This window comes from Myroides sp. TSA_177.3, assembly GCF_052691955.1.
Genome location: NZ_JBQZGD010000001.1, coordinates 253,839 through 266,431, shown reverse-complemented (window position 1 = coordinate 266,431; position 12,593 = coordinate 253,839). Strand labels below are relative to the sequence as shown.

Sequence of the window (12,593 nt, the reverse complement as noted above, 5' to 3'; positions counted from 1 at the left end):
TACTCCATCTTATTTTTAATAGGATGGAGTTTTTTGTTTACTCCCAAATTGACTATGAAAAAAAAGATATTATTTTACCTAGCTTTCCTTTTATTAACTAGCTTTCAAGGCATTGCCCAAACAAAAGTAAGTGGTAGAATTAAAGATACGAACAAAGTTGACGTATCTTATGCAAGTGTGTATTTCAAGAATTCTACTCAAGGAGTGATTGCAAATGAGCTTGGAAAATTTTATTTGGAAACTGAAAATAACTACGACACTTTAGTAGTATCATTCGTTGGATACAAAACAGCGTATGTCCCTTTAAAAAGCCGTAGCAATCTCGATTTAAACATTACCTTAGAAGAAGATAATATGCTTGAAGAGGTGCGTATTTTCACGGGTAAAACCTCCAAAAAAAATAATCCTGCTATCGATATCTTGCGTAAAATTTGGGAACGCAAGCGCAAAAATGGTTTATACATGTTTAGTCAATATGAATTTGACAAATACGAGAAGATTGAATTCGATCTTAACTCCATTGACAGTGCATACCGCAAGAAAAAAATATTCAAAGGCATGGAATTCATTTTTGATCAAGTGGATACCAACCGCATTACTGGAAAAACATACCTCCCTATTTTCATCAATGAAAATATCGGACAAGTATTTGGAGATAATATTGACAACAAAAAAATAGAAAAGACCTTAGGAAACAAAAACTCAGGTTTTGATACCAACCAACATATTATTGAGTTTGTCAAAGATTTATATGCAGAGTATAATATCTACAACAACTATATCAAGATTTTTGACAAAGACTTTGTCAGTCCTTTATCGCGAACAGGAATCAATGTATACAACTACGTCTTAGCAGATAGTGCCTTTATCGATGACAAATGGTGCTACAACATTGTCTATTACCCTAGACGAAAAGGAGAATTGACATTCAAAGGAGATTTTTGGGTCAATGACTCCACCTTTGCTATCAAAAAGATTAATATGGAAGCCAGTCGTGATGCAAACATCAACTGGGTAAAAGAAATTTATATTGAGCAAGAATTTGACGTATTAAATGATTCCGTATTCTTATTGACGCGTGATCACTTCATGTCTGATTTCGCTCTTTCGAAAAAAGAAGAATCCAAAGGAATCTACGGTAAGCGAACAACGGTATACCAAAACCATCAGTTCAACATCAAGCATCCAGATGATTTTTACAAAAAGGATGTCAATGAATATGACGAGTCAATTTATACTCGCTCGGATGATTTCTGGCAAACCTATCGCTTTGAACCTCTGAGTAAGGACGAATTTGGTATCTACAAAATGCTAGACACCTTAAAAACAGTACCTAAGTTTAGGTTCCTCTTCGACTTAACGTCAACCATTGCAAGTAATTACTACAATATTCCGAAATATAAATTCGACTACGGACCTATTTTCTCGACCTTCGGTTATAACGATATTGAAGGCTTGCGTATGCGTGCTGGAGGGCGAACTTATTTTGGTCCGAATGATAAATGGAGATTAGAAGGATATGGAGCCTACGGCTTCAAAGACAACAAATTCAAATATGGTATTAGTGGAAAAGTCTTACTTCACAGTCCATCGCGTTTTATTCTTTTTGGAGGAAACCGCCGCGATGTGGAACAAATTGGGGTAAGTCTAACGGAAACGAATGATGTATTAGGGCGTAGCTTCGCCTCAAGTTCCCTTTTTGCTAGTGGAGATAATTCTAAGCTTACCGACATCAATCTTTCAACAGTAGGTTTAGAGATTGAACCAGTCAAAAACTTGCGTTTATTAACGACATTCAGTTATCGAACATTAAAACCAGCCTCAGACCTCTTTAACTTAGACTACTATGTAGACAAAGAGCGTACGATTATTTCAAATGAAACCAAGCAATCGGAAGTTGAAATGGCTATTGATTATACACCAGGTAAAAGAACGATTGGCTATGGAGTAGATCGCAAGGAAATTGATCAAAAATACCTCAAATTATACCTGCGTTATAGTCATGGTTTCAAAGGAGCTTTTGACAGTAATTTCCAATACGATAAATTGCAGTTATACGCTCGAAAACCTATTTTACTAGGTGGGTTTGGAACGTTTACTACTACATTTGAAGCAGGTAAAACCTTTGGAGAAGTTCCATTAGGTTTACTAAGTGTCGTACCAGGTAACCAATCGTGGTTCAATATTGAAAATACGTTTGCCAACCTGGATTATTATGAGTTTGTCACAAACGAATATGCTTCTATTCACTTAGAACACAATTTTGGAGGGCGTTTACTTTCAAGAATTCCATGGTTTAGGGATTTAAACCTAAGGGAGATTGTGGGGATTCGCGGAATCTATGGTAAAATTTCTCAAGAGAACATTGATTTGAATGCTTCTCAATTAGTATACAAAGCACCCGAAGATTTTTATTATGAATATTATGTAGGTGTAGGTAATATTTTTAAAATTTTCAGACTTGACTTAAGCTGGAGAGGAAATTACTTGGATATGCCAGATGCAAGAAGGTTTGCAATTCGTGGTTCATTTGGAATTTATTTCTAATATTGTGGATAAAACTTGGTAAACAGCACGAATTGAAGTATTTTTGCACCCATTATTAAGTTATTTGACTATAAAAAATAAATGAATATGAGTACATTCGAAACTTTTGATGCCTTCGTTGAGATCCCAGCAGGTAGTAGAAATAAATACGAATATGATTTTGATTTAAAACGATTGAGATTTGATCGTTTACTTTACTCAAACATGAGATATCCAGCTGACTATGGTTTTATTCCTGAAACGTTAGCTTTAGATGGAGATCCACTAGACGTACTAGTATTATTTACTGAACCATCTCTTCCAGGAATGGTTGTTGAAGTGAAACCTATTGGTATTTTTTACATGGCTGATGATAAAGGACAAGATGAGAAGATTCTTTGTGTTCCTGTTTCTGATCCATTGATGAACAAATTAAATGACATCGACGATGTAAATGAGCACTTCAAAAAAGAAGTAGAACATTTCTTCAAAGTTTACAAAGACTTAGAAAATAAAACAGTTACTACAAATGGTTTTGGAGATAAAGCTGCTGCTGTAAAAATGATTCAAGAATGTACAGCGCGTTTTAATAACTTAGAAAACAAAGCAGAAGGTTTATTCAGCATCCGTTACTAAGCACAAAACAGAACAATACTATATAAAAGCTACTTCAGTTATTGAAGTAGCTTTTTTTATGCCTGCTACTACTCTCCTCTTCCAATTAACTAAAATCTTTTCTTTTACTCCACCTCCTATCAAAGCTTACTCTTCTTCGAAAAAAAGCTCTTAGAACATTGGAAATTAAAAGTTATATGGGAGATGATTCGAATAAAAGCTTACGCAAACTACTTCTCTATTTCATCAAAAAAAGCACATTTCCCTTTCACTATACAAAATAAACAAACCAATTACATATAATAATCACAGTAAAGTAGTGTATTTGATTAAAAATTATTATTTTTCAATTCAAAACATTTCAAATGGAAGAAGCGATTAAATTTATTAACGACATACTATGGTCAAATGTATTTATCATTTTATGTCTTGGAGCGGGGTTATTTTTCACAATCAAAACGAAATTTGTTCAAGTGCGCTACATCAAGCAAATGGTAAAACTACTCTTCACGGAAGGATCTTCCGAAAAAGGGGTAAGCCCCTTTCAAGCGTTTAGTATCGCTATAGCTGGACGTGTAGGCGTCGGAAATATTGTAGGCGTTGCTACTGCAATTGCTTATGGAGGACCAGGAGCCATCTTTTGGATGTGGATGATTGCCTTTTTAGGTAGTGCTTCTGCCTTTGTTGAATCTACCTTAGCTCAGATCTATAAAGAAGAAAAAAATGGTCATTATTGTGGAGGGCCTGCTTTTTACATTGAAAAAGGATTAAACAGTAAAAAGTTAGCCTTAGTCTTTGCTTTTGTAACGATTGTTAGCTGCGTGCTATTTTTACCCAGTATCCAAGGAAATAGTATTTCCATTAGTATTAAAGATGCTTTTCAAGTTCCTCAGTGGATTACGGGGCTTGCTATTTGTATTTTACTTAGTCTAACTGTATTTGGAGGTGCTAAAAAAATTGGTCGAATTGCTCAAGTTGTTGTCCCATTCATGGCGGTAATCTACATTGTTATGGCTGTTATTATCATTGCCATTAATGCGAAAGAAATTCCGTCTATTTTTGCCTTAATCTTCCGCTCTGCATTCAATCTAGAGGCTACTTTCAGCGGTATTTTTGGTGCAGCTATTGCTTGGGGAGTGAAGCGTGGGATTTATTCCAATGAGGCAGGACAAGGTACAGCTCCACATGCTGCTGCAGCTTCTGAAACGTCCCACCCTGTTAAACAAGGACTAGTACAAGCTTTTTCCGTTTACATTGATACCTTATTTGTTTGTACTGCTACGGCGTTGATGATTTTATTCACTCATCAATACAATGTTTTTGATGAAGCAGGAAATTATATTGTCAACAATATCCCTGATGTAGAAGTAGGATCAGCCTATACTGTAAAAGCAATTGCCGTACACTTTCCCTTATTTGCTAGCCAATTCATCGCTATTGCATTAACCTTCTTCGCCTTTACGACAATCATGTCTTATGTGTTTATTGCAGAATCTAATTTTAATTATCTAACTGATCAACCGAGAACTATTCTTCGTTGGTTGATGCGTTTGATTTTATTAGCCACCGTATTTTATGCGTCTATCAATGAATCTTCTACTGCCTGGGGCATTGGAGATATTGGCGTCGGACTAATGGCTTGGATTAACTTTATTGTTATTTTATTCCTTTATAAACCCACAATTATTGCACTGAATGATTATATCGCACAGCATAAACAAGGTCGTAACCCTATCTTTGATCCAGAAAAGCTAAAAATTAAAAATGCAAGTACTATTTGGCATAGATTACTAAAAGAAAGAAAAAGTTAGTTGAACACTAACAAACTCTTTCCTAACTTTGTAAAAAATTAAAAAACAAAATCATGCATTTTACCATAAGACCTGCACAAAAGGAAGATTTTGATGTTGTTCCTGAATTAATGTTACAAGCGATGGAAGACATCGTATTCAGTTTTATTCAACAAGAAGATATTGAAGAAGCTATTAATTTTCTAACTACTTTATTCAAACAACCAGATAACTTATACAGCTATCAAAATACATTTGTTGCTGTAGACGACGAAGATAATGTGGTTGGTTCAATTACGGGATATAACGGAGATGATTTTATCAAACTAAGAGAGCCTGTGCTAGAATTAATGCGAAAGAAGTACAACAACGATATGATTCCTGAGCCCGAAACCGAAGGTGGAGAATATTACCTAGATACAGTTGCGGTATCTCCTTTAGTACAAGGAAAAGGTGTTGGTAGTCATTTATTAAAAGCAGCTACGGATTTTGCTCAATCTCAACATTATAAACAAGTGGGATTAATTGTAGACTTAGAAAATCCTAATGCTATGAAATTATACTCAAGACTAGGATTTGTTCAAGGAAAACAACTTGATTTCGTTGGTGGAGAATATTATCACATGTACCTAAGATTCTAATTTATACAAGGGGATATCAAATTGATATTCCCTTTTTTAGTTCCCTCTCTTTATTCCGCTTGATACCCTCTCTTTTTGATAGAGATTATTTATATTTGCCTAAAAATAGTAACAATGAGTAAAAATATCACGCCTTATAAAGATTCTCAACTTGGAAAGAAACAACAAGTGGAGCAAATGTTCGATACAATTTCAGGTAATTATGACAATTTGAATCGAATGATCTCATTAGGGACGGATCAAGGTTGGAGAAGAAAAGTATTAAAACTAGTTGCTGAAACTAATCCTACGACTATTTTAGATATTGCAACGGGTACTGGTGACATGGCAATTCTTTTATCGAAAACTAATGCTCAGAAAATCACAGGTTTAGATTTATCTGCTGGGATGCTGGAGGTAGGACGAAAAAAAATAAAGGCGTTAAATCTAGACAATCGCATTGAAATGATTCAAGGTGATTCTGAAAATTTACCCTTTGAAGACAACTCCTTTGACGCCATTACTGTGGGCTTTGGAATACGAAATTTTGAAAATTTAGAAAAAGGTTTAACAGAAATTTTAAGAGTATTAAAACCTAATGGAATTTTTATTATCTTAGAAACCTCAGTTCCGACTAAATTTCCTTTTAAGCAAGGGTACTTTTTTTACACTAAAAACATTATGCCATTCATGGGTAAACTGTTTTCAAAAGACCAAGATGCTTATAAATATTTATCTGATTCTGCTAAAAATTTTCCTTTTGGACAAGAATTGAACAATATTTTGGTAAAAGTTGGGTTTAAGACTGTAAAACACCGTCCGCAAACGATGGGTATAGCAACCATATATTCTGCTTCAAAGTAGTTATGAGAAAACTTTTTATCTTACTTATTATTCTATTCACCTCTGCAAATGTATCTGCACAGTGGATTTTTGGGAGAAATCCAATATTAAATAAATCGGATTGGGACAAACAACGTGTCCACTACGGCTATTATATTGGAACAAATTTCTTGAATTTCAATTTTGACTACGATAAAGAGTATTACGATAAACTCAAAAGTTTAGCTGGCGAATACGGCAGTGACCATACAGAAATACAAGTAACAACCAATATGGGTTTCAGTGTGGGACTTGTAGGAAATTTGCGTATTATGGAATATTTAGATTTGCGTTTTGAACCAGGATTAATCTATTCGAAACGCGATTTGAAATTTCCTCGCGCTTTTGTCATGGACTACTACATGAAAAACAAGCCAAATTCGGTTCCTACTATGCAGGAAATAACCAATTCTAGCACAAAATCAATCAGCTCTACGCTGATTCACTTACCTTTACTTTTAAAATTCTCTGCTTTGCGTACAGGAAACATTCGCCCTTATGTACTCGGTGGTTTTTCTGCTGACTTAAACTTAAGCAGCAATCACAAATCAGATGACGATAACTATGAAGGAGTTTGGAGAATGAAACAATGGACAACGAACTATGAATTAGGGGTTGGTGTTGATATTTACTTTGAATACTTCAAATTTAGCCCTTCAATCCGCGGTGTATTTGGTTTAGGCGATGAATTAATTCGCGATAAAGATCCGGATAGCCCTTGGACTGGACATATCAGTTCAATGAAAACTAGAGGAGTTTTCTTAAATTTTACTGTACATTAAAAACACTTCTTCGGAATTCACTCAACACAATCGAGGTAGCCATAGCAACATTCAAACTTTCTGTTTGTTGTAAATTACCAAAACGAGGAATTGTAATTTTACGAGAAATAAGCGCTTCTATTTCGGCAGAAATACCATTGGCTTCATTTCCCATTAAGATCACTCCAGGTTTTACCTCTTTCATTTCATAGATATTTTCACCACCTAAAAAGGTTCCATATAATGGCACCTCTGCAGTTTGTAATAGCTCCGCTAAATCAGTATATACAATATTTACACGAGATACAGACCCCATTGTTGCCTGAATTACTTTAGGGTTATAGCAATCTACGGTTTCTGACGAACATACTATATGGCTAATACCAAACCAATCGCATAAGCGAATAATGGTCCCTAAATTTCCTGGATCTCGAATATCATCCAAAGCAACTACCCAATCCGAAAAATCGATCGTTTTACTTTCTAAGCAATGAAATACAGCCAAACAATTAGGCGTCGTAGTCAAAGCACTCATTTTCTTTAAATCATCCGCAGAAACTCGCGTTACTTGATGTGTAGGAACGCCAAAATCCATCTCGTTTGTTACATATAAATGGTCTAAAACAAAAGATGATTGCAAGAGTTCTTGGATCACTTTAATCCCCTCTGCAATAAATAATTGGTGCTCTTTTCTATATTTTTTTTGATGAAGGCTTTTTATTCGCTTAATTTGGTTTTTGGTAACCATAAAAAAATGTATTTTTGATCTGTATATATCGATGTAATAAAGTTGGGCAATTTTTTATCAAAAATAGTATTTATTCTTATAATCTCTGCATGTTTTTTTTCGTGTTCCATAACGAAGAATGTGCCAGAGGATTATGATTTATTAATGGAGAACAGCATTGTTATCAATGATAAGAAAACATCCAAAGAAGAGATCTACAATCAGCTGTACCAACAACCTAATAGCAAATTTCCTGTTATTGGGTCGCGCCTGCGTTTGAATTTATACAACTTAGCAAGACAAGATGCAGATTCCAACTATCATGCTTGGTTAAATAGACATCCTAAAACAGATAAAGCCTTAGAAGGCGTACTTTCTCGCAAACAGGTTAATCGCTTAGGTCAATCATTCATGATTGCGGGTTTCAATAATTTCTTAATCAAAACAGGTGAACCTCCTGTATTATACGATAGCCTTAAAACGGAAAAATCCTTAACGCGATTGAAAAACTATTATTTCAACAAAGGGTATTTTGATACGAAGGTTACGAATGAAACCAAACGCATTGGTGAGCAAAAAATGACGAATTCCTATTTTATCACAACAGGAAATCCTTACCTGATTGATAGTATTTCTTATTTGATTGACACCCCCGCATTAAAGACATTATACGAAAACAATCAAGCCAAAAGCTTACTGAAAACGAATACAGTATTTGATGTAAAAAACTTTGAAGAAGAGCGCAAACGCATCACTTCTATTTATCGAAATCACGGAGCTTATCACTTCCAGGAAATCAATATTCGCTATGAGGTTGATACTATTTTAGATAGCAAAAACAAGGCCAACATCTTATTGATTGTCGATCAACAAACGGTCAAATCTGGAGATACCTTAAGTCAGGTTCCTTTTAAGATTTACCAAATTAGCAAAGTGAATATTTTCACGGATAATGTTTCTAAAAACAAAGCGTATGTATTGGACAGTATCCAATACAATGGTTTTAATATTTATAGTTCAACGAAGCTCCAATACAAGCCCAAAGCTTTAACGGATGCGATATTCATTACTCCTGAAAGTACTTTTAGTGATTCTAGACGTATTCTTACCTCTCGTTCTATCAGTAATTTGCGCATATTTAATTATCCTGTAATTGAATACGTTGAGGACCCTACTGATCCTAAAGGCGAAACCTTGATTAGTAATATCTATTTGACCTCCCGTAAAAAGATGACCTTCAATCCTTCTTTGGATGTGACTCACTCAAACATTCAAGATTTCGGAATTGGTGGTAGCATGGGATTATTATTTCGAAATGTATTTAGAGGAGCTGAAATTTTAGAATTTGGATTACGAGGAACTATTGGATCCTCAAGGCAAATGAGCAACCCTAACGATGTGTTTTTCAACGTTACAGAGTATGGAGCGGATATTAAATTAACCTTTCCTCGTTTTTTATTCCCTTTTGCATCCAATAAAATCATCCCTAAAACCATGCTTCCTACAACAGCTATGAGTTTTGGTTTTGCAAGACAACGAAACATTGGATTAGATAAAGACAACTTCACTGGTATCATCAATTACAGCTGGTATCCTTCACGCAAAAATTCTTTTAGCGTGGATGTAGCCAATATTCAATACGTAAGAAATACAAACCCGAACAACTACTTTAGTGTCTATAAATCTTCGTACAACACCCTAAATAACATTTCAAAAGAGTATGATGTACCTGTAGACTACGTAGATGAAAGTGGAGATTTAACTATACAAGGTGAAGGTGCGAATCGCTTCATTAATGACGCATTAGCTACAAATAACCCTATGGGAATTTCACCAGAAGACTACAATGAAATTCGCAGTATTCAAGAGCGCAAGGTTCGCCTTTCTGAAAACAACTTAATTTTAGCTTCGAATATTTCCTTTAATTCATCAACGAGAACCGGAATTAATGATAATAGTTTCTATACCGTTCGTGCGAAAGTAGAGGCTGCTGGTGGATTACTTGATTTAATTATGAATCGCGTAAGTGATAAAGAAGGTCATACAGGAAAGAGAACTTTATTTGACGTAGAGTATTCACAATACATTAAAACGGAATTAGATTTTGTAAAGTATTGGGATCTTGGACGCCAGCAAATTGTTGCGATTCGTCTATTTGGTGGTTTGGCGGTTCCTTACGGTAATGCCAATTCCATTCCGTTCTCTCGAAGCTATTTTTCAGGAGGATCCAATGACAACCGTGGATGGCAATCGTATCGTTTAGGTCCAGGTAAAAGCGGAGGAACGAACGATTTCAATGAGGCTAATATGAAGCTCTTCTTCAGTACGGAGTATCGTTTTAATATCACAGGTAAATGGAATGGGGCTTTCTTTGTGGATGCAAGTAATATTTGGAACGTATTTGACAATGTTGAAGACAAGAACTACACCTTCAATGGAGTAAGCTCATTTAAAGATCTAGCAGTGAGTTCAGGTTTTGGTATTCGCTATGACTTTAGTTTCTTTGTATTCCGATTAGATATGGGATTCAAGACGTATGATCCTTCGATTTACTCCAAACGCAAATGGTTTGGAGAATTTAGCTTCAAAGAGTCTGTCTTGAATGTTGGTATTAATTATCCATTCTAATCAAATAATAATTAGTATTTTTGTCCAATAAATTAAACACACGACTATGGCACACAATATTAAACCTGGAGTAGCATTTGGAGATCAAGTGCAAGAAATATTCAACTATGCAAAAGAGAAAGGTTTTGCTTTACCCGCTGTTAACGTGACTAGTTCTAGTACAATTAATGGTGTATTGGAAACAGCGGCAAAACTAAATGCGCCTGTTATTATTCAATTTTCGAATGGTGGTGCATCTTTCATGGCAGGAAAAGGTTTATCTAATGAGAATCAAAAATCTGCTATTGCAGGAGCTATTGCAGGAGCAAAACATGTACACGCTTTAGCTGAAGCTTATGGTGTGCCTGTTATTTTACATACGGATCACTGTGCAAAAAAACTATTACCTTGGATTGATGGTTTACTAGATGCTAGTGAGGAACATATGACAAAATACGGAAAACCGTTATTTAGTTCGCATATGATTGATTTATCAGAAGAACCAATCCAAGAAAACATTGAAATTTCTAAAAAATACCTTGAAAGAATGGAAAAGATGGGTATGACTTTAGAGATTGAATTAGGTATTACAGGAGGAGAAGAAGACGGAGTAGATAACTCTGGTGTAGATTCTTCTAAACTATATACACAACCAGACGAAGTAGCTTATGCTTATGAAGAGCTAAGTAAAGTAAGTCCTCGTTTTACCATTGCAGCAGCTTTTGGAAACGTACACGGGGTTTACAAACCAGGAAACGTAAAACTTACGCCAATCATCTTGAAAAACTCTCAAGACTATGTAGCTAAGAAATTCAACTTAGGGCATAATCCTGTTGATTTTGTTTTCCATGGAGGTTCTGGTTCATCATTAGAAGAAATTAGAGAAGCAATTTCTTATGGTGTAATCAAAATGAATATCGATACAGATATGCAATTTGCTTATACAGAAGGAATAAGAGATTATATGACTTCAAAAATTGAATATTTAAAAACACAGATAGGAAACCCTGAGGGAGCGGATGTACCAAATAAAAAGTACTACGATCCACGTGCATGGGTGAGACAAGGAGAAATCACTTTCAATGCTCGTTTAGAAGAGGCATTTAAAGATTTAAACAATGTAAACACATTGTAATTTCTTCTCTAAACCTATTAACATAGTATAAACAAAACAGACATTTATGGCTTGGTTTAAAAGAACAGAAAAAGGAATTCAAACACCAACTGAGGACAAAAAGGATATACCAAAAGGTTTATGGTACAAATCACCAACAGGTAAAATTATAGATTCTGAAGAACTAGAAAAGAACCTTTGGGTGAGTCCAGAAGATGGTTACCATGTTCGAATTGGCAGTAAAGAGTATTTTGAAATTCTTTTTGATAATGGCGATTACAAAGAAATAGCAAAGAGTTTATCTTCAAAGGATATGTTGAAATTTGAGGATACAAAAAAATATGTAGATCGTTTAAAAGAAGCTACTTCAAAAACGCAATTGAATGATGCTGTGCGTGTAGCTGTTGGAAATTCAAAAGGAGAAAAATTAGTTGTTGCTGCAATGGATTTTGCTTTCATCGGTGGGTCTATGGGATCTGTAGTAGGTGAAAAAATTGCAAGGGGAATTGATTATTCTTTAAAGCACAAAATTCCTTTTTTAATGATTTCTAAATCAGGAGGAGCTCGTATGATGGAAGCTGGTTTTTCATTGATGCAAATGGCAAAAACTTCTGCTAAGTTGACGCAACTAAGTGATGCTAAGATTCCTTATATTTCACTTTGTACAGACCCAACAACAGGTGGTATTTCTGCATCTTTCGCTATGTTAGGGGATATCAATATCGCTGAACCAGGCGCTTTAATCGGATTTGCTGGACCGCGAATTGTAAAGGATACAACAGGAAAAGATTTACCTGAAGGATTCCAAACATCTGAATTCTTATTAGAACATGGATTCTTAGATTTCATTACACACCGTAAGGAATTAAAGAAAAATGTAAACTTATACTTGGATTTGATTTTAAATCGTCCAATTAGATAATAAAAAAAGAGTTGCTGTATAGCAACTCT

Annotated in this window: 10 protein-coding genes; 9 read left to right on the top strand and 1 reads right to left on the bottom strand. The window is 35.0% G+C overall.

The genetic code is table 11. The annotated features are described in order from the left end of the window. Positions 1–54 precede the first annotated feature (54 nt). The 6 genes from ACUTSE_RS01110 to porT all read left to right on the top strand — a co-directional run bounded on the left by ACUTSE_RS01110 (position 55) and on the right by porT (position 7,215). On the top strand, positions 55–2,547 hold the full coding sequence (locus ACUTSE_RS01110) for a DUF5686 family protein (RefSeq protein WP_445638915.1): 2,493 nt from the start codon (positions 55–57) through the stop codon (positions 2,545–2,547). Positions 2,548–2,634: 87 nt separating this feature from the next. Next, the gene (locus tag ACUTSE_RS01105) at positions 2,635–3,162 is read left to right on the top strand and encodes an inorganic diphosphatase (RefSeq protein ID WP_002990037.1); all 528 of its coding nucleotides are present in this window, start codon (positions 2,635–2,637) and stop codon (positions 3,160–3,162) included. 344 nt (positions 3,163–3,506) lie between these two features. Next, positions 3,507–4,952 carry an alanine/glycine:cation symporter family protein gene (locus ACUTSE_RS01100; RefSeq protein WP_445638914.1) on the top strand — a complete coding sequence of 482 codons (1,446 nt, stop codon included), beginning with the start codon at positions 3,507–3,509 and terminating at the stop codon, positions 4,950–4,952. A gap of 53 nt (positions 4,953–5,005) precedes the next feature. Then, positions 5,006–5,572: a GNAT family N-acetyltransferase gene (locus ACUTSE_RS01095; protein WP_445638913.1), complete on the top strand. Its 567-nt coding sequence runs from the start codon at positions 5,006–5,008 to the stop codon at positions 5,570–5,572. A 114-nt stretch (positions 5,573–5,686) separates the two neighbouring features. After that, the gene (ubiE, locus tag ACUTSE_RS01090) at positions 5,687–6,415 is read left to right on the top strand and encodes a bifunctional demethylmenaquinone methyltransferase/2-methoxy-6-polyprenyl-1,4-benzoquinol methylase UbiE (RefSeq protein ID WP_002990032.1); all 729 of its coding nucleotides are present in this window, start codon (positions 5,687–5,689) and stop codon (positions 6,413–6,415) included. Positions 6,416–6,417: 2 nt separating this feature from the next. Further along, positions 6,418–7,215 (top strand): type IX secretion/gliding motility protein PorT/SprT, encoded by a 798-nt coding sequence (porT, locus tag ACUTSE_RS01085; protein ID WP_115092506.1) that lies wholly within the window; start codon positions 6,418–6,420, stop codon positions 7,213–7,215. On the opposite strand, the gene ACUTSE_RS01080 is transcribed toward porT, so the two are convergent. Next, positions 7,202–7,942 (bottom strand): TrmH family RNA methyltransferase, encoded by a 741-nt coding sequence (locus ACUTSE_RS01080; protein ID WP_445638912.1) that lies wholly within the window; start codon positions 7,940–7,942, stop codon positions 7,202–7,204. The genes porT and ACUTSE_RS01080 overlap by 14 nt on opposite strands. A 42-nt stretch (positions 7,943–7,984) precedes the next feature. Here ACUTSE_RS01080 and tamL point away from each other — a divergent pair, with 42 nt between their 5' ends. From tamL to accD, 3 genes are read left to right on the top strand one after another with little or no spacing between them, the layout of a single operon-like run. Beyond that, positions 7,985–10,549 (top strand): translocation and assembly module lipoprotein TamL, encoded by a 2,565-nt coding sequence (gene tamL, locus ACUTSE_RS01075; RefSeq protein WP_445638911.1) that lies wholly within the window; start codon positions 7,985–7,987, stop codon positions 10,547–10,549. Positions 10,550–10,595: 46 nt separating this feature from the next. Further along, positions 10,596–11,663: a class II fructose-bisphosphate aldolase gene (gene fbaA, locus ACUTSE_RS01070; RefSeq protein WP_002990022.1), complete on the top strand. Its 1,068-nt coding sequence runs from the start codon at positions 10,596–10,598 to the stop codon at positions 11,661–11,663. Positions 11,664–11,709: 46 nt separating this feature from the next. After that, a complete protein-coding gene (gene accD, locus ACUTSE_RS01065; RefSeq protein WP_002990020.1) occupies positions 11,710–12,564 on the top strand; it encodes an acetyl-CoA carboxylase, carboxyltransferase subunit beta in 855 nt (284 codons plus the stop codon). The last annotated feature ends 29 nt before the right edge of the window (positions 12,565–12,593 follow it).